General features: G+C 69.2%; 15 protein-coding genes. 9 read left to right on the forward strand and 6 right to left on the reverse strand.

Annotation, left to right across the window (positions count from 1 at the left end; genetic code table 11):
* The first annotated feature begins 46 nt into the window (after nucleotides 1-46).
* From LZK98_RS07125 to LZK98_RS07135, 3 genes are all read left to right on the forward strand, one after another.
* Nucleotides 47-931 (forward strand): F0F1 ATP synthase subunit gamma, encoded by an 885-nt coding sequence (locus tag LZK98_RS07125; protein ID WP_233785703.1) that lies wholly within the window; start codon nucleotides 47-49, stop codon nucleotides 929-931.
* 24 nt (nucleotides 932-955) lie between these two features.
* On the forward strand, nucleotides 956-2,425 hold the full coding sequence (gene atpD, locus LZK98_RS07130; RefSeq protein ID WP_233785704.1) for a F0F1 ATP synthase subunit beta: 1,470 nt from the start codon (nucleotides 956-958) through the stop codon (nucleotides 2,423-2,425).
* A gap of 128 nt (nucleotides 2,426-2,553) precedes the next feature.
* Nucleotides 2,554-2,808 carry an ATP synthase F1 subunit epsilon gene (locus LZK98_RS07135; RefSeq protein WP_233785705.1) on the forward strand — a complete coding sequence of 85 codons (255 nt, stop codon included), beginning with the start codon at nucleotides 2,554-2,556 and terminating at the stop codon, nucleotides 2,806-2,808.
* On the opposite strand, the gene LZK98_RS07140 is transcribed toward LZK98_RS07135, so the two are convergent.
* Together LZK98_RS07140 and LZK98_RS07145 are read right to left on the reverse strand one after the other, a co-directional pair.
* Complete coding sequence (locus LZK98_RS07140; RefSeq protein ID WP_233785706.1) at nucleotides 2,777-5,005, reverse strand: hypothetical protein; 2,229 nt, start codon at nucleotides 5,003-5,005, stop codon at nucleotides 2,777-2,779. The two genes, LZK98_RS07135 and LZK98_RS07140, sit on opposite strands and share 32 nt — an antisense overlap.
* A gap of 54 nt (nucleotides 5,006-5,059) precedes the next feature.
* Nucleotides 5,060-5,500, reverse strand: coding sequence for a DUF6265 family protein (locus LZK98_RS07145; RefSeq protein ID WP_233785707.1), 441 nt, complete (start codon nucleotides 5,498-5,500; stop codon nucleotides 5,060-5,062).
* 123 nt (nucleotides 5,501-5,623) lie between these two features.
* Between LZK98_RS07145 and LZK98_RS07150 the strand changes: the two genes are divergently transcribed.
* The 3 genes from LZK98_RS07150 (at nucleotide 5,624) to LZK98_RS07160 (ending at nucleotide 9,964) form a co-directional block, all read left to right on the forward strand.
* Nucleotides 5,624-7,174: a CpaF family protein gene (locus LZK98_RS07150; RefSeq protein ID WP_233785708.1), complete on the forward strand. Its 1,551-nt coding sequence runs from the start codon at nucleotides 5,624-5,626 to the stop codon at nucleotides 7,172-7,174.
* A 166-nt stretch (nucleotides 7,175-7,340) separates the two neighbouring features.
* Nucleotides 7,341-8,516 carry an aspartyl protease family protein gene (locus tag LZK98_RS07155; protein ID WP_233785709.1) on the forward strand — a complete coding sequence of 392 codons (1,176 nt, stop codon included), beginning with the start codon at nucleotides 7,341-7,343 and terminating at the stop codon, nucleotides 8,514-8,516.
* Nucleotides 8,516-9,964 carry a hypothetical protein gene (locus LZK98_RS07160; protein WP_233785710.1) on the forward strand — a complete coding sequence of 483 codons (1,449 nt, stop codon included), beginning with the start codon at nucleotides 8,516-8,518 and terminating at the stop codon, nucleotides 9,962-9,964. Before LZK98_RS07155 ends, LZK98_RS07160 begins: the two co-directional genes overlap by 1 nt.
* Here LZK98_RS07160 and LZK98_RS07165 read toward each other — a convergent pair.
* On the reverse strand, nucleotides 9,954-10,139 hold the full coding sequence (locus LZK98_RS07165) for a hypothetical protein (protein ID WP_233785711.1): 186 nt from the start codon (nucleotides 10,137-10,139) through the stop codon (nucleotides 9,954-9,956). The genes LZK98_RS07160 and LZK98_RS07165 overlap by 11 nt on opposite strands.
* Nucleotides 10,140-10,193: 54 nt before the next feature.
* On the opposite strand from LZK98_RS07165, the gene LZK98_RS07170 reads away from it, so the two are divergent.
* A complete protein-coding gene (locus LZK98_RS07170; protein WP_233785712.1) occupies nucleotides 10,194-11,009 on the forward strand; it encodes a class I SAM-dependent methyltransferase in 816 nt (271 codons plus the stop codon).
* A 145-nt stretch (nucleotides 11,010-11,154) separates the two neighbouring features.
* Here LZK98_RS07170 and LZK98_RS07175 read toward each other — a convergent pair whose 3' ends face one another.
* Nucleotides 11,155-12,531: a DEAD/DEAH box helicase gene (locus LZK98_RS07175; RefSeq protein ID WP_233785713.1), complete on the reverse strand. Its 1,377-nt coding sequence runs from the start codon at nucleotides 12,529-12,531 to the stop codon at nucleotides 11,155-11,157.
* A gap of 308 nt (nucleotides 12,532-12,839) precedes the next feature.
* On the opposite strand from LZK98_RS07175, the gene ada reads away from it, so the two are divergent.
* Complete coding sequence (gene ada, locus LZK98_RS07180; RefSeq protein WP_233785714.1) at nucleotides 12,840-13,877, forward strand: bifunctional DNA-binding transcriptional regulator/O6-methylguanine-DNA methyltransferase Ada; 1,038 nt, start codon at nucleotides 12,840-12,842, stop codon at nucleotides 13,875-13,877.
* On the forward strand, nucleotides 13,877-14,344 hold the full coding sequence (locus LZK98_RS07185; protein ID WP_233785715.1) for a DUF1203 domain-containing protein: 468 nt from the start codon (nucleotides 13,877-13,879) through the stop codon (nucleotides 14,342-14,344). Before ada ends, LZK98_RS07185 begins: the two co-directional genes overlap by 1 nt.
* Nucleotides 14,345-14,348: 4 nt before the next feature.
* Here LZK98_RS07185 and LZK98_RS07190 read toward each other — a convergent pair whose 3' ends face one another.
* Both LZK98_RS07190 and LZK98_RS07195 read right to left on the reverse strand, forming a co-directional pair.
* Nucleotides 14,349-15,851 (reverse strand): S1C family serine protease, encoded by a 1,503-nt coding sequence (locus tag LZK98_RS07190; RefSeq protein WP_233785716.1) that lies wholly within the window; start codon nucleotides 15,849-15,851, stop codon nucleotides 14,349-14,351.
* A gap of 63 nt (nucleotides 15,852-15,914) precedes the next feature.
* On the reverse strand, nucleotides 15,915-18,080 hold the full coding sequence (locus tag LZK98_RS07195; RefSeq protein ID WP_233785717.1) for a primosomal protein N': 2,166 nt from the start codon (nucleotides 18,078-18,080) through the stop codon (nucleotides 15,915-15,917).
* Nucleotides 18,081-18,097: the final 17 nt, after the last annotated feature.

The following is an 18,097-nucleotide window of genomic DNA, read 5'->3' on the forward strand; positions in this document are numbered from 1 at the left end:
GACACGTTCCTCGACTTCGCTCGGAACGAACGGAAGTTGACAGTCGATGGCCTCTCTCAAGGCGTTGAAAATCCGGATCAACTCGGTCAAGTCGACCCAGAAGATCACCAAGGCGATGAAGATGGTCGCCGCCGCCAAGCTGCGCCGTGCGCAGGAGGCGGCCGAGGCCGGGCGTCCCTATGCCGAGCGGCTGGAGCGCGTCGTCGCGAGCCTCGCCAGCCGGGTGACGGTGAGCGAGTCGAGCCCCAAGCTGCTTGCAGGCACCGGCAAGGACCAGGTCCATCTGCTCGTCGTCGCGACCAGCGACCGCGGCCTCGCCGGCGCGTTCAACACCAACATCGCCCGTCTCGCCCGCCGCCGCGCCGAGGAGCTGATCGCCGAGGGCAAGACGGTCAAGTTCTACACGATCGGCCGCAAGGGCCGCGCGGTGCTCAACCGCCAGCACCGCGACCGCATGGCGCACGGGATCGAGCCGGGCGACCTCGGCAAGCTGAGCTTCGCCGACGCGCGCGGCTATGCCGACGACCTGATCGCCCGCTTCGAGGCCGGCGAGTTCGATGTCGCGCACCTGTTCTACTCGCACTTCAAGTCGGTGCTGACGCAGGAACCGACCGAGCAGCAGATCATCCCGGTCGCGGTTCCGGCCGACACCCGCGCCAATGCCGACAGCGGCATGGCGGCGGTGACCTATGAGCCCGACGAGGAGTCGATCCTCGCCGACCTGCTGCCGCGCAACGTCGCGATCCAGCTCTACCGCGCGATGCGCGAGAACGCGGCGTCGGAGCAGGGCAGCAAGATGACGGCGATGGACAATGCGACCCGCAACGCGGGCGACCTCATCAACCGGCTCACCATCCAGTACAACCGCACCCGCCAGGCCGCGATCACGACCGAGCTGGTGGAGATCATCTCGGGCGCGGAAGCGCTCTAAGTTTTCGAAGGCAAGGAAGCAGACATGGCCACCGCCGCAACTCTCGACCGCCCCGTGGGCAGCAACAACGTCGGCCGCATCAGCCAGGTGATCGGCGCCGTCGTCGACGTGAGCTTCGACAATGAACTGCCGGCGATCCTGTCGGCGCTGGAGACCGACAACAACGGCCAGAAGCTGGTCCTGGAGGTCGCACAGCACCTGGGCGAGAACACCGTCCGCACCATCGCGATGGACTCGACCGAGGGTCTGACCCGCGGCCAGCAGGTCACCGACACCGGCGGCCAGATCCGCGTGCCGGTCGGCCCGGCGACGCTCGGCCGCATCCTCAACGTCGTCGGCGAGCCGATCGACGAGCGTGGCCCGGTCGGCACGGACCTCCGTGCCCCGATCCACGCCAAGGCCCCCGAGTTCGTCGACCAGTCGACCGAGGCGTCGATCCTGGTCACCGGCATCAAGGTCATCGACCTGCTCGCGCCCTACGCCAAGGGCGGCAAGATCGGCCTGTTCGGCGGCGCCGGCGTCGGCAAGACCGTGCTGATCCAGGAACTGATCAACAACATCGCCAAGGGCCATGGCGGCACCTCGGTGTTCGCGGGCGTCGGCGAGCGCACCCGCGAGGGCAACGACCTCTATCACGAGTTCCTCGATGCGGGCGTCATCGCCAAGGACGCCGACGGCAACGCGATCTCCGAGGGTTCGAAGGTGGCGCTGGTCTACGGCCAGATGAACGAGCCGCCGGGCGCCCGCGCGCGCGTCGCGCTGTCGGGCCTGACGATCGCGGAGTATTTCCGCGACCAGGAGGGCCAGGACGTGCTCTTCTTCGTCGACAACATCTTCCGCTTCACCCAGGCGGGCTCGGAAGTGTCGGCGCTGCTCGGCCGCATCCCGTCGGCGGTGGGCTATCAGCCGACGCTGTCGACCGACATGGGTGCGCTGCAGGAGCGCATCACCTCGACCAACAAGGGCTCGATCACCTCGGTGCAGGCGATCTACGTGCCCGCCGACGACCTTACCGACCCGGCGCCGGCGACCTCGTTCGCCCACCTGGACGCCACCACCGTGCTGTCGCGCGCCATCTCGGAGCTCGGCATCTATCCGGCGGTGGACCCGCTCGACTCGACCAGCCGCGTGCTTGAGCCGCGCGTCGTCGGCCAGGAGCATTACGAGACCGCGCGCGCCGTCCAGTCGATCCTGCAGAAGTACAAGTCGCTGCAGGACATCATCGCCATCCTGGGCATGGACGAGCTCTCGGAAGAGGACAAGCTGACGGTCGCCCGCGCGCGCAAGATCCAGCGCTTCCTCTCGCAGCCGTTCCACGTCGCCGAGGTGTTCACCGGCATCCCCGGCAAGTTCGTGCAGATCGAGGACACCATCAAGTCGTTCAAGGCGGTGGTGGACGGCGAGTACGACCACCTGCCCGAGGCCGCCTTCTACATGGTCGGCGGCATCGAGGAAGCGGTCGAGAAGGCCAAGAAACTGGCCGACGCGGCGTAACCAACAATCGCCCTCTCCCCATCGGGGAGAGGGTTGGGAGAGGGGTGGGGTCTCACCGAGAGCGTCGCTCGCGGCACTGCCCCTCTCCCCGGCCCTCTCCCCTAAGGGGAGAGGGGGAAGGTAAGGAAATGCTCCACTTCGAACTCGTCACGCCCGAGAAGCTGGTCCGCTCCGAGGACGTCTACATGGTCGTCGTGCCCGGCACCGAGGGCGACTTCGGCGTGCTGGAGGGCCATGCCCCGATCATGTCGACCGTCCGCGACGGCGAGATCGCGGTCTACAAGAGCCAGGGTGCCACGCCCGAGACGATCGCGGTCGAAGGCGGCTTCGCCGAGGTCAACGGCATGGGCCTCATCGTCCTCGCCGAGCGCGCTTCGGCCTGACCTCCCAGATCACGTCCACCGGCTCGCCGGCGGGCACCGCATATTCGATCCGGCCGGCTTCGGTGGCGGCCGGATCGAGCGTCTTCCCGAGCGCCACCACCCTGAGCTCGGGCAGCCTGCGCCGCGGCAGGCGCACCACCGACAGCCGGGCCTCCGTTCCCGGCGCTCCCACCGTCGTCATCCGCACCACGCCTTCGCCGAGCCGGTCGCTGCTCGCGAGGAAATGGTCGCAGGTGAGCCGGAACGGCGCGCCATCGATCGTGTGGACCGTCCGTGAGGTGAAGACGAAGGCGGCGCCAGCGCCGTAGATCTCCTGCCCGACCTGTCCGGCCGGCTGGCCGTCGATGTAGAGGTCCTCGACGGGGAAGGAGAGCTTGCGGTCGATGTGGCCGTTGCGGATGCCCTCCTGGGCAACGGCCTCGGGCGGCAGGGCGTCGGGATAATAGTACCAGGCCCGCGACAGCGCGTAGCAGCAATAGTCGACCACCAGCCGCCGCGCCGCCGGATCGAGCGCGGTGTTGGCGTTCAGCAGCAGCTGCTCGAACGCCGCGAAGGAATCGAAGCATTCGTACATCGCCATGTACGGACCATCGTGCAGCGCGCTGACGCCGAGGAAGTTGGTGTAATGCCGCGCATTGGCGATGTTCGATTCCCACAATGCCGCATTGTGGAAGAAGCTGGCGAGGAAGGTGTGCGCCTGCTTCATGTAGCGCGCATCGCCCGTGATCACCGCCAGCCGCGCACAGGCCGCCGCGCCCCAGGCGGTGAGGTTCGCCTGATAGTTGAGCTCGAAGCGCATGTCGCGCGTCGCATCGAGCGCCGCCCGCGCTTCGTCGATGAAGCGGTCCTCGCCGGTGAGCTCATAGCCCTGCAGCATGACATAGGCATAGAGCCCGCCGACGTCGGTCTGCCCCAGACCCTCATCGTCGCGCGCCTCGGTGATCACCGAGAGATCGGTGACGTCGTACTGGATCGGCCAGATATACTTGAAATGCCGCGCAGCGCGGACGGCATAGTCGATCGAGCCGAGGAACAGCTTTCTCGCCTGCCTGTCGCCGTCGAGCGCCAGCCGGCCGAGCTTCTGCATCGGATGATAGAGGTACCAGCTGTCGACCGCATCGGCATTCTTGTCGTCGCCGACGTTGGGCAGATAGCGGCGCAGCGTCTTGAGCTTGGCGTCGTAGAAGCGCGGCATGCCCGCGGCGAGCTCGGCCTGGAGCGGCACCGGCCGCTTCAGCCATGCGGCATAATCGGCGAGCGAGGCGACCGTCACGGCCTGCACCATCGAGTCAGGGTATTCGGTGGCGGTGTAGGGGTGGATGTAGCGGTGCCCGTACTGGCGGATCGTCGCCTTGGGCGAATGGGCGAGATCCTTCAGCGTGCGCTCGGCGCGGGCAGCCCAGTCGTGCCAGCGCCGCGCCGGCTTCTCGATCCGCTCATAGGCCTCGCCGAGCATCTGGAGGAAAGCGATGGCGCTGCCATGTTCGCCGGGTTCGGTGCGCCCGCGCAGCACCAGCAGCGCGTCCGACAGCGTCACGGGCTCGCCCGCGGCAAGCACCGGCTCGCCGCTGCCGACCGTCCGCTCGACGGGTGCGAGATAGCCGAGCTCGGGCCAGGCGCCGCCGACCGCGCCGTCGGGCTTGGTGCCGGTCGCCTGGAAATAGCCGTCGAGCGCGGTCAGGTTCTGAAGATAGAGGAAGTCACCGAACCCAGGCTCGTCGAGGCGCCCGAACACCAGGCCGGTGTTGAGCCCGCGCTGCGCCGCCTTGACCTCGCCCCTCGCCCGGGCGGGGTCGCCGTCCGCGCCGAATACGACCAGGTCGCGGCCTAATACCGGCGGCGCCAGCGGAGCGGCGGGGGTGAGCATCAGGGTCGAGCGCAGCGCCGGCATCGCGCCCGGCTCGACCCGCACGGTCGCCTCGAACCGGCCCGCGACGGTGTCGGCGCGGCAGGTGAGCGTCTCACCCTCCTCGACCGTCACCTCGCCAAGCGGTCCGGCCGGCGCGCGCATGACGCGGAGCGCCACGCCGCCGCGCTCGCCCTGCACGACCAGCCACAGCGATTCATCCGAACGGCGCAGCTCGACATCGAGCGCGTCGAGCGAGCGGTGCCACAGCCGCTTCGACCCGCGCCGGGTCAGCTCCTCGGCCAAAGCCAGCGAATCCGACGTGAGCACCGCCGCCTTGGCCACCGTCATCCGCGCACCTCCGGGTTCGGCAGGTGCAACGCCGCATCGCTTGACCGGTTGCGTTCAGGGGCGGCGATAATGCCAGCGCATCGCCTTGCTGCCGTCGGCGAGCGAGATCTCCGCGAGCAGATCGGCGCCCTCGCGCCAGTAGCGGATACGCTGCGGATAATCGTGCGCCGGATTGGCGAAGACGACCTCGGTCGCGCTCGCCGACACCAGCGGAAACGGGGAGGGCGCGCGTCCCTTCGGCGACGCCCAGAAGGTGAGCCTGCCCGCCTCGTCGGGCGCGATCCGCGCCAGCTCCCAGATCTGCAAGGTCTCGCCCTTGCCGCTCCGCGACACGCCGATCATCATGCCGGCGCGAGGCGACAGCCAGCTTTCCTCGGTCCAGCCGGCCTCTGTCTCTTCGACCCAGTGGCCGGCCATCCAATCGGGTAGCTTCACCGTGTCGGGTGCGGCTCCGATCAGCATCGCCGTCGCTGCGACGATCATTCCGTATCGCATAGCCCCTCCTGCGATCGCCCGCCGCCATCATAGCAGCGGCGCCGGAACGTGGTTAGGCAATTATCAAGCCTTCCTGCCTAACCCTTCCGCTCGAATACGGGCCTGGCCCGCGTGAGGGGCGGAATGAGCGCTTTCGGTCGACGCAATGGTTTGAGCAGCGGTGCGCCGGGGACGCGCCCCGCTTTTGGCGTGGCACGGCCGATGCAGGGGAGCGGATCGCGCCCGTCGGCCGAGCCGGAAGGCGGAGAGCAGTTCCCGCCGATCGCCGGCGCGCCGCTGCCGACGCAGAGCCTCGAGAGCGAGACTCTGGCCGCCGTCACCGCCGCGTCCAGCCCCGGCAGCGAGGCGATGCAACGGCTTGCCGACCGCGTCGCCGCCTCCGCCGAGCAGGGCAGCTCACGCACCGAGGGCTTCGAGGCGTCGATCCACCGCATCAAGGAACAGGTGCTGCCGCGCCTGCTGGAGCGCGTCGATCCCGAGGCCGCGGCGACGCTGGGCAAGGACGAGCTCGCCGAGGAATTCCGCCCGATCATCGGCGAGGTGCTCGCCGAACTGAAGCTGACGCTCAACCGGCGCGAGCAGTTCGCGTTGGAGAAGGTGCTGGTCGACGAGCTGCTCGGCCTCGGCCCGCTCGAGGAGCTTCTCGCCGATCCGGCGGTCAGCGATATCATGGTCAACGGCCCCGACCAGACCTTCGTCGAGCGCAAGGGCAAGCTCGAGCTCGCCAACATCCAGTTCCGCGACGAGGAGCATCTGTTCCAGATCGCGCAGCGCATCTGCAACTCGGTCGGCCGCCGCGTCGATCAGACCACGCCGCTCGCCGACGCCCGCCTCAAGGACGGCAGCCGCGTCAACGTGATCGTGCCGCCGCTGTCGCTGCGCGGCACCGCCATCTCGATCCGCAAATTCTCCGACAAGCCGATCACGCTCGACATGATGGCGAACTGGGGATCGATGTCGCAGAAGATGGCGACGTGCCTCAAGATCGCGGGGGCGAGCCGATTCAACGTCGTCATTTCCGGCGGCACCGGTTCGGGCAAGACGACGATGCTCAACGCCCTGTCGAAGATGATCGATCCGGGCGAGCGTGTGCTGACGATCGAGGACGCCGCCGAGCTCCGCCTGCAGCAGCCGCACTGGCTGCCGCTCGAGACGCGGCCGCCGAACCTGGAGGGGCAGGGCGAGATCACCATCCGCGACCTCGTCAAGAACGCGCTGCGTATGCGCCCCGACCGCATCATCCTGGGCGAGATCCGCGGCAGCGAGTGTTTCGACCTGCTCGCCGCAATGAACACCGGCCACGACGGATCGATGTGCACGCTCCACTCCAACAGCCCACGCGAATGCCTGGGCCGTATGGAGAACATGGTGATGATGGGCGACATCAAGATCCCGAAGGAGGCGATCAGCCGCCAGATCGCCGATTCGGTCGACATGATCGTGCAGGTGAAGCGCCTGCGCGACGGCAGCCGCCGCGTCACCAACATCACCGAGGTGATCGGCATGGAAGGTCCGGTGATCGTCACGCAGGAATTGTTCAAGTTCGAGTATCTGGACGAGAGTGCCGACGGCAAGATCGTCGGTGAGTACCGCTCGATGGGCCTTCGCCCCTACACGCTCGACAAGGCGCGCCAGTTCGGCTTCGACCAGGCGATGCTGGAGGCATGTCTGTAACCGAAACCTCTCTCCCTTTGGGAGAGGGAGTGGGAGGGCGAGGGCGACCACGCCGGCCGCAGTCGCCCTCACCCTCCCGCGCCTCCGGCGCTCCTTCCCTCTCCCAAAGGGAGAGAGACAGTATGATGGCGACTCGCGTGAAAAAGCGCTAACCGCCCGCTTCATCATGCGCGTCGCCGGCCTGTTCCTCTGCCTCCTGCTCGGCGCGGCGCCGGCCGTGGCCGAAGCGCCGGCGGTGGAGCTCGCGTCCAATACCGCGGCGCAATGGGTGAGCTTCGACCTCACTCCCGGCAACCAGATCCGCTTCACCATGACCGTGAACGGCCGTCCGGCGACGGCGGTGCTCGATACCGGGGTCACGCACAGCCTCATCTCGCGCAGGTTCGCCGAGGCGATCGGGCTGCGGCCGGTGCTGGCGGGACAGGCCGACGCGATCGGCGGGACGGTGCCGCTCGGCTGGGCAGCGGTCGAGTCGCTGGCGATCGGCGGCCTGACGCGCACCGGCGGCCGTCTGGCGGTGGCCGATCTCAAGGCGATCGCCACCGGCAGCGCCGAGCCCGTCGAGATGCTGATCGGCAGCGACCTGCTCGGCCGTCAGGCGCTCGACATCGATTATGACGCCCGCCGTTTCCGCCTGCTGCCATCCGGCCGGCTGCCGTTCACCGGGACCAGCGTGCCGCTGTCGATCGCACCGGACTCGGGCGTGTTCCTGAGCGAGCTTTCGATCGGACGGCATCGCTTCAAGCCGATGATCGTCGATACCGGCGACGGATCGTCGGTGACCTTGTCGCGCGAGATCTGGGGCGCGGCGCGGGTGCCGACGCCGCCGCTCACCTCCGCCTATGCCTTCGGCCTCGGCGGCGCGATCGAGACCGATCTCACCGTCCTGCCAGCCGTCCGCCTTGCCGGACTCACGGCAAGGAACGTCGAGGTCAGGATCGAGGGCAAGGACGGCTTCTCCCAGCTCACCGGCACCGCGGGCCGGATCGGTTCGGGCCTGCTCCAGCGCTATCGCGTGCTGATCGACCCCACCGCCAAACGCATGGTGTTCGCACCCGGCAAGACCGTCGATCGCGAACCGCTCAAGTCGACCAGCGGGCTGCTCATCGCGCTCCAGGGCAGGTCGCTGCGCGTGCTCCATGTCATGCGCAACTCGCCGGCGGCTGCGGCGGGTTGGCGCGCGGGCGAGCGCATCTGCGCGGTCGACGGTGTGCCGATCCCTGCCGACTATCTCGCCACGCCGCTCGCGGCCTGGCCGGCAGGTGCGCCGGGGCGTACGGTCCGCCTGGGCCTGTGCGACAACGGCGGCGACCGCACGCTGACGCTCGCGCGCTTCTACTGATGGAGCGCATCCGGCCGTTGCCTGCGCCGGCGGTGGCGGCGCTGCTGCTCGCGGCGGCGGTGGCGCTGCGCACGGCCGATTTCGGCAATCCTGTGATCCATGTCGACGAGCAATATTATCTGCTGGTCGGCGAGCGGCTGCTCCACGGAGCGTTGCCCTATGTCGACATCTGGGACCGCAAGCCGATCGGGCTGTTCCTGCTCTACGCTGGCGCGGCGGCACTGCCGGGCGACGATATCCTTGGCTATCAGCTCCTCGCCTGCCTCTCGGCGGCCGCCACCGCAGCGCTGGTCTTCGCCAGCGCGCTTCGGGTCGGTGCGAGCCGGACCGGCGCGATTGCGGCCGCAATCGCCTATCTCGTCTGGCTGCCCTTGCTCGGTGGGCGCGGGGGACAGGCGCCGGTATTCTACAACCTGCCCGTTACCGCCGCCGCCTGGCTGACGCTGCGGCTGCCGTCGCTGGAGCGGCGGCCGGATGCGATCGTCGTGAACGGCCTCGCGGCCTGTCTGCTCGCCGGCCTCGCCATCCAGCTCAAGCCGACCGCGGCTTTCGAGGGAGCGTTCTTCGGTCTCGCGCACCTGTGGTGGCTGTGGCGGAGCGGCGCCCGGGCGAAGCTGGTTCCCGCCGTATCGCTGTGGCTGCTGGCCGGCGCGGCGCCGACGTTGGCGGCGGCGTTCGTTTATGCGCGGCTCGGCCATTTCGATGCGTGGTGGTTCGCCAACCTCACCTCGATCCTGCTGCGGCCGCCCTATCCGGCGAGCGAACTCGCGATGCGGTTGCTCGGCATCGCCGCCGAGCTGTCGCCGCTGATCCTGTGCGCCGTGGTCGCCTGGCGCCGGCGGCGCGCGCGCTCAGCGGCGGAGCGGGGGCTGGCGTTTCTGTGGCTCGGCACCGCTCTGGTCGGTTTCGCCGCGATCGGCACCTTCTTCGACCATTATGCGCTGCCGCTGATCGCACCGCTGGCGGTGCCGGCGGCGATCGCCTTCGGCCGTCATCCGCGCGCGCTGATCGGTGCGCTGGGACTGGGGCTGCTGCTGGTGGTGGTCGAGCGTGCGTTCGTCCCCAACGACGGCCCCGGTGCGCGCGAGGTCGCCCGCGTCGTCGCTGCGAACGATCGCGGCGGATGTCCCTATGTCTTCATCGGCGACACCATCACATACAGCCTGGGCGATGCCTGCCTGCCGACCGCCTATGCCTTCCCCAATTTCCTCGCCTACACGACCGAGCAGGGGGCGACAGGCATCGACGAAGCGGCTGAGGTCCGCCGCATCCTCGCCGGGCGGCCGCCGGTGATCGTCACCTCGACCCGCCGGCTCGACATCTGGAATCGGGCCAGCCTCGCCGCGCTCAAGGCGGCGCTCGTGCGCTATCGTCCTGTATTCAGCGTGCCGCGTGCGCAATACCGCACGGTCGTCTATCTCCGCCGCGACCTCGCCTTCAGGAATTGAGCGCGACGCTGGCGAGGATCAGCGCGCCCATCATCGCCGCGAACTGGATCGTCGGCCATGGCACCATCCCGACGCGGTCGAGGTCGCGCCGGCGGCCGCGGCGCCATTGACCGATGCCGCTCGCCACCGCCACCGCGACACAGGCCGCCGCCGCGCTCCACAGTCTCGCTTGCATCGCACCTCCCTGCCGCGATACGAAGGCAACGTCCACCGTTCGAGGAGACTTGAGATGCGCGCGCTCGCAACCATAGCGATCGTCTCCGTTGCGGCTGCGGTGACCAGTGTCGCGATCGGAGCGCCGGCCACGCTCCAGTCTAAGCTCGCCGAGGTCGTTGCGGCACCCACCCGCACGCCCGCCAACGTCGCGCGCGACAAATATCGCCATCCGGTCGAGACGCTCGCCTTCTTCCAGGTGAAGCCGGGCGACACGGTGGTCGAGATCTGGCCTGGCGGCGGCTGGTATACCGAAATCCTGGCGCCCTACGCTGCTGCGCGGGGAAGCTATTGGGCGGCCGGCCCCTGGCCCAAGGGCCTCGACGGCGTGCGCGCTCTGCAGGCGAAGGACGCCGCGCTCTACGGCAAGGTCAACCTCGCCGCCTTCCCGGCCGATGCGGGGCAGCCGAAGGTGCCGGATGGCAGCGCCGACGTCGTCCTCACCTTCCGCAACGTCCACAACTGGCGCGCAGGGTATCAGCGGGGCGGTCAGGATTATGCGGCGGAGGCCTTCCGCCAGATGTATGCGATGCTGAAGCCGGGCGGCACGCTCGGCGTGGTCGACCATCGTTTACCCGAGAGCGCCGACGCCGCCCGCGAGACCAACAGCGGTTATATCAAGGTCTCGACCGTCCGCCGCCTTGCGGAGCAGGCCGGCTTCGTCTTCGACAGCGCGAGCGAGATCAATGCCAACCCCAAGGACACCGCCGACTGGCCCAATGGCGTGTGGACGCTGCCGCCGAGCTATCAGCTCAAGGACGTCGACCGCGCCAAATATGCCGCGATCGGCGAGAGCGACCGGATGACGCTGCGGTTCAAGAAGCCGAGGTGAGCTTTGCTCCCCGAAGTGGGAACTGGTCGAATTGAGGTCGTCATCCCGGCGGAAGCCGGGATCTCATGAGGCTTACGGTACTGCAGCTGCCTGAGATCCCGGCTTTCGCCGGGATGACGGTATTTCAACGAAGGGCGATCACACCTTAGCGCCCGCCGCCCTGTCGGCGCTGTCCGCCGCCGCCGTTACCCGCGGGCCGGGCGTGGAAGCGCTTCTTTGCCGGGAAGTGGCGACGCTCGCCCTGACCCTCGCGCTGCCCGCCTTCACGCTGCCCGCCGTCACGCGGCTGACCGCCTCCGGCGCGCTGCATGTCGCGGCCGCGGCGGCCGTTGTTCTCGTCGCGGCTGATCGTCACCGGCGCACGGCTCTTCACGATCTCCGCCGCCTGCGCCTGGAAGTTCTCCGGCAGCGGGGTGACGGTCGGGCGCTGGCGCGTCAGCCGCTCGATGTCGCGCAGATATGGCCGCTCGTCATCGGCGACGAAGCTCACCGCGATGCCGTCACGGCCGGCACGCGCGGTGCGGCCGATGCGGTGGACATATTGCTCCGGCACGTTCGGCAGCTCGAAGTTGAACACATGGCTCACGCCGGACACGTCGATTCCGCGCGCTGCGATGTCGGTGGCGACCAGGATGCGGACCTTGCCCGAACGGAAGTCGGCGAGCGCGCGTTCGCGCTGCGGCTGCGATTTGTTGCCGTGGATGGCGTGCGCGACGATGCCGTTCGCGCCGAGCAGCTTCACCACACGATCGGCGCCGTGCTTGGTGCGGGTGAACACCAGCGCGCGATCGATCGGCTCCTTCCTGAGCACGATCGTCAGCAGCGCCTGCTTCTCCGCCTGGTTGACGAAGGTGACGTACTGATCGACCCGCTCGGCGGTGCTGGCGACCGGGGTCACTTTCACCTCGACCGGATCGTGGATGAACTGGCCGGCGAGATCGCGGATTGCCTTGGGCATGGTCGCCGAGAAGAACAGGCTCTGCCGCTTCTTCGGCAACAGGTTCACCGTGCGCTTCAGCGCGTGGATGAAGCCCAGGTCCATCATCTGATCGGCCTCGTCGAGCACGAAGATCTCGACCGCGGAGAGCGACAGATGTCCCTCGTCGATCAGGTCGAGCATCCGGCCGGGCGTCGCGACGAGGATATCGACGCCGCGCGACAGGTCCTGCCGGTTCTTGTGGAGCGAAGTGCCGCCGAACACGGTGGCGACATTGAGGTTGCTGCCCTTGGCATAGCCGCGCGCGCTCTCGGCGATCTGCGCAGCGAGCTCGCGGGTGGGGGCAAGCACCAGCATCCGGCACTGACGGGGCAGCGGACGCTTGTTGGCGGCGACCAGCCGGTCGATCGAGGGCAGGGTGAAGGCCGCGGTCTTGCCGGTGCCGGTCTGGGCGATGCCGAGCAGGTCGCGGCCCTGAAGCAGCGCCGGAATCGATTGCGCCTGGATCGGCGTCGGCTCGGCATAACCCTTGGCGGCAAGCGCGGCGAGGACGGGCTGCGACAGCCCGAGGTCGGAAAATTGCATTGTGATTTTGGACTCGTAATTGGAGTCGGCGCGCGCTGCCCGACATGGGCGCGCGATACGACGGGGCCAGAGTTTGGCGACCCGCGTGACGTGGGAAGCTTTGGAAACGAAGCCGGGCCGGGGCGGCAATCCGCCCGATCACGCTGCCTTGCTAGGGGCTTCGCAAGTGCAGCATGTGGGGGAGGGGAGGCCGGAAGTCAAGGATTTCCTGGCCACTCCCCTTCAGCGGAGGGGCTCAGAGAGGCCATGACGAAAATGGTTTGGCCGCAAAGTGCGGGACGCGGCGGGAAAACACCCTATCTATATCCATGCCCATGATACAGGACATCGATCCCGACATCGCCTGGGGCGCGTTCGAGCGGCGCGACCGGCGCTTCGACGGCCGCTTCGTCGGCGCGGTCACCACCACCGGCATCTACTGCAAGCCGAGCTGCCCGGCGCGGCGGCCGAAGCGCGAGCATGTGCTGTTCTTCGCCGACGGCGAGGAGGCGCAGGCGGCCGGCTTCCGCGCCTGCATGCGCTGCAAGCCCGACGAGGTCGGCCGCGACCGCGTCGCCGTCGCCGAGGCGGTGGCGCTGCTCGAGAAGGCCGAGGAGCCGATCGGGCTCGAGGAACTGGCCGCCGCGGTCGGCTATGCCCCGCATCACTTCCATCGGCTGTTCAAGCGCGCGACCGGCGTCACGCCCGCCGCCTATGCCCGGGGCCTGCGCGCCCGCCGTGCGGCCGAGGCGCTGACGGCGGAGGAGACGGTGACCAACGCCATCTACGACGCTGGTTATTCGGCTCCGAGCCGGTTCTACGAGACCGCCAACGCCCGGCTGGGCATGACGCCCAGTGCCTGGCGCAACGGCGGCGCGGGCGTGACGATCCGCTGGACCATCGCCGAGACCAGCCTCGGTCCGCTGCTGATCGCCGCCACCGACAAGGGGCTCTGCCGCGTCGCGTTCGAGGAGGATTCGCTGAGCCTCGCCGCACGCTTTCCGAAGGCGGAGGTCGTCCAGGGCGGTGCCGCGCTCGCCGAGCTCGCCGCGCGGGTGGTGAGTGAGGTCGAGAGCCCCGGCCGTCATGCCGACCTGCCGCTCGACGTGCAGGGCACCGCCTTTCAGGAGGCGGTGTGGGAGGCGCTTCGCCGGATTCCTCCGGGCGAATCGCTGAGCTACGCCCAGCTCGCCGCCGCCGTCGGCAAGCCCGGCGCGGTGCGCGCTGCCGGAACGGCGTGCGGCGCCAACAACGTCGCGGTGATCATCCCCTGCCATCGCGTCCAGCGTGGCGACGGCAGCATCGGTGGCTATGCCTATGGCGTCGACCGCAAGCTCGCGCTCAGAAAACGCGAAGGAGCGAAGTGATGACCTATCGTATCCGCGGGCTCGATCCCGCGCCGTTCCGCCACCTCTACGGCCTGGACGATGCGGCGCTGGCGGCCGAGCAGGTCGTCCGCATGAAGGTGACGGCGAAGCCCGATGCGCCGTGCCGGGTGGAGCTCGTCGACGTCGATCCGGGCGAGACGGTGCTGCTGGTCAACTACGAGCACCTGCCGGTCGCGACGCCCTATCGCAGCGCGCATGCCATCTTCGTGCGCGAGGGCGCGGAGGACGCGGCCGAGTTCGTCGACACGATACCTGAGCCGCTGGCGATCCGGCTGCTGTCGGTGCGGGCGTTCGACGCCGACGGCATGATGACCGACGCCGACGTGTTCGAGGGCAGCGAGCTCGACCGGCGGATCGAGGAATTCTTCGCCGATCCGCGCGTCGCCTATCTCCACGCCCACAATGCCGGACGCGGCTGTTTCGCCGCGCGGATCGATCGCGCCTGACCGGTCAGGGCACCGCCTTGCACGAATAGACCAGCCGCTCGTTCCAGCGCTGCGGCAGCGACGAGCGGATCGCCGACTGCTGGCTGGCGAGCGCCGCGCGGGCGGCGGGATCGGCCGAGCAGGTCTTGAGCGTCACGCCCTTGCGGAGCTCGCGGGCGCGGCTCATCGCCTCGTCGCCGAGCAGGTAGCGGGTACTGGTGTAGGTCCGCGTCGCCGGCTGATAGCCGAGGACCGAGACGGTCGCCTCCTCGTCGGGCACCAGCACGCGTTCCCAGCCGCCGTGACCGTCCTCGGCATATTGGGTGCGGCCGTTGATGCAGCCGTCGCCGCCGTAGCTCAGCGCCACATTCTGCGTCGCGCTCACCGTCACGCGGCTGCGCGCGGGATCGAGCGTGCAGATCATCCTGCCGGTGCCGGAATCGGCGGCTGTCGTCCGAGTCTTGGGCGCGGCGACCTTGACCGATGCGGGATCGAAGCCCGGGCGCAGGAAGAAGACGATCACCGCCACGGCCATCAGCGCGCCGCCAGCGATTGCCGCCTGCCGTGCGCGCGGATCGCGGCGCGTCGCGAGCAATCCGGCGCCACCGAGCCCGAGTGCGCCCAGCACCAGCAGAAGCGTCGCGCCGCCGATGAAATTCTCGCGGATCGTCAGGTTGCGGTCGCGCGCCTGGTCGAGCGCAGCCTCGCGGTCGGCGCGGGTCTGCGCCGCGACGGCGGCCGCGTCGGCCTCGGCCTGCTCGCGCGCGCTGGCAGCGGCGGCGCTGTCGGCGGCGAGCCGGTCCTCGATCGAGAGGCAGGGCACGCCGACCGAGGCGACCGGCTGCTTCGCCTCCCGCAGGAACGCGGTCAGCTCCGAATCGGCGATGGCGAAGCCGAAGTTCGCGTCGCCCTGCTCGCCGTTGGTGATCGCCGAATTGACCCCGATCACGCGCCCGCAGCGGTCGAGCAGCGGTCCGCCGGAGTTGCCGCGCGCGATGTTGGCGGTGTGGAGCAGCATGTTGACCCCGGCGATCGACCGCGCGCCCGAATAGACGCCCTGCGAGCGTACCGGCGACTGCGGCCTGATGAAGTCGCTCATCGACTGGGCGGTGGCGACGTCGACGTTGCCGGGATAGCCGAGCGCGATCAGCGCGTCGCCCTCGTCGGCAGGACCTGCATAGAGCGTCAGCGGCGGCAGGCTCACGCCCGAGAATTCGATGAGCGCCAGGTCGCGCGCGGGATCGACCGCGATCAGCTTGCCCTGATAGCTCTTGTCGCCCGCCGAGGGGACGACGCCGATCAGGACGTTGTCGGGATAGCGCGCCGCCGGCTCGACGACATGGGCGTTGGTGACGATCCGGTTGGGCGCGACGGCGAAGCCGCTGCCGTGGCCGAAGCCGACCACCTCACCCTCGACCACCGCGATGGTGACGACCCGCACCACGCCGCGCCCGGCGGCAGCGATGTCGTCGGCGTGCGCCGGAGTCGCGAAGGCCAGCAGGGCGAACAGGGCGAGCAGGAACCGCACCTGCGCGCGTGTCGCAGGTCGTGGCGGGGCTTGCAAGGCGCCATGACGTCACGACACGGGTTGTTACAGGAAGTTATAGGGATCGACGTCCACCGCCACCCGCACCTTCGCGGGCCAATCCAGTGCGCCCAGCCAGTCGCGGATCACGTCCTGCACGTCGAGCTGCCGTGTCGCATGTACCAGCAGGCGGAAGCGATGGCGGCCGCGCAGCATCGCGAGCGGGGCGGGGGCCGGGCCGAACACGTCCATCCCGTCGACCTCCGGCGCGGCGCGGGCGATGACGCGGGCGGTCTCATCAGCGGCGGCTTTGTCCTCGCTCGACACCACGATGGCGGCGAAGCGGCCGAACGGCGGTGCGTCGGCGTCGCGTCGTGCTTCGGTCTCGGCAGCGTAGAAGGCTTCGGCATCGCCCGAGACCAGCGCCTCGATCACGCGAGCCTTGGGCGCATGGGTCTGGACCAGCACCGTGCCCGGCTTCTCGCCGCGGCCGGCGCGGCCGGCGACCTGCATGATCTGCTGGAAGGTGCGCTCCGCGGCGCGCAGGTCGCCGCCTTCGAGGCCGAGGTCGGCGTCGATCACCCCGACCAGCGTCAGATTGGGGAAGTGATAGCCCTTGGTGACGAGCTGGGTGCCGACGACGATGTCGATATCGCCCGCTTCCATCCGCCCGACGAACTCCGCCGCCTTGGCCGGCGACCAGATGGTGTCGGAGGTGACGATCGCAATCTTCGCGTCCGGGAACAGCGCCCTGGCCTCGTCGGCGATGCGCTCGACGCCGGGGCCGCAGGCGACCAGGCTGTCCTCGCTCTCGCATTCCGGGCAGGCGCGCGGCGTCGGGATGACGTGACCGCAATGATGGCAGGCAAGGCGGCGGATCAGCCGGTGCTCGACCATCCAGGCGGTGCAGTTGGGGCATTGGAAGCGATGCCCGCAGGTCCGGCACAAGGTGAGCGGCGCGTAGCCGCGGCGGTTGAGGAACAGCAGCACCTGCTCACCGCGCTCCAGCGTCTCGTCGATCGCGCGGACGAGGCGCGGGGCGATCCAGCGGCCGCGCTCGGGCGGCTCGGCGAGCAGGTCGATCGCCTCGATCGCCGGCAGCTCGGCCTTGCCATAGCGGCCGGGCAGCTTGAGCTCGCGATAGCGGCCGAGCTCGACCTGATGGCGTGTCTCGATCGCCGGGGTGGCGGAGGCGAGCACCACGGGGCAGCCTTCAAAACGTCCACGCATCACCGCGACGTCGCGGGCGTGGTAATGGACGCCGTCCTCCTGCTTGAAGCTGGTCTCGTGCGCCTCGTCGACCACGATCAGGCCGAGCCTGGGGTAGGGCAGGAACAGTGCCGATCGGGCGCCGACCACCACCTTGGCCTGTCCGGCCGCGATCTGGCGCCAGGCGCGGCGGCGCTGCGACTGCCTGAGGCCGGAGTGCCACGCCACCGGCTCGACGCCGAACCGCGCGTGGAAGCGTTTGAGGAACGGCTCGGTCAGGGCGATCTCGGGCAACAGCACGAGCGCCTGCTTGCCCTCGCGCAGCGCCTCGGCGACGCCTTCCAGATAGACCTCGGTCTTGCCTGATCCGGTGACGCCGTCGAGCAGAAACGGCTCGAAATCCTTCGCTGCGACGGATGCCTGGAGGATGCCGGCGGCATAGGCCTGATCCTTGGTGAGCTCAGGAGGGGCATGGTTCGGATCGGGCTCGGGATAGGGGCTGTCAAGGTCGACCGCGATCCCCTCCAGCGCGCCGGCCTTGACCAATCCGCGGATCACGCCCTCGGAGACATCGGCGATCGTCGCGAGCTCGCGGATCAGGCCCTGGCGATCGCCGATCCGTTCCAGCGCCTGCTCGCGTTGCGCGGTCATGCGGTCGGGCGGTTCGCCGGTCGCGCGATACTCGACGATGGTCTTGCCGCCCTCCAGCGCCGAAGTGGAGGACAGCGCCATCCTCAGCACCGCTGCGAGCGGCGCGAGATAATAGTCGGCGGTCCATTCGACGAGCCGGCGGAGGGGCGCCGGGATCGGCGGTGCATCGGCGACCGCGAGCAGGTTGCGCAGCCGGTTGTCGCCGACCTCTTCGGTCGCGAGCCGATCCGGTTCCCAAGCCACGCCGAGCAGCTGGCGCGGCCCCAGCGGCGCGACCACGATCGAGCCCGGCTCGACCTCCATGCCGTGCGGCACGCGATAGTCGAGCGGTCCCAGCGCCGAATTCATGACAATCACGCGTGCCCGTGCCATCACCCCCACCTAGGATG

This window comes from Sphingomonas cannabina, from assembly GCF_021391395.1.
GTDB lineage: Bacteria > Pseudomonadota > Alphaproteobacteria > Sphingomonadales > Sphingomonadaceae > Sphingomonas > Sphingomonas cannabina.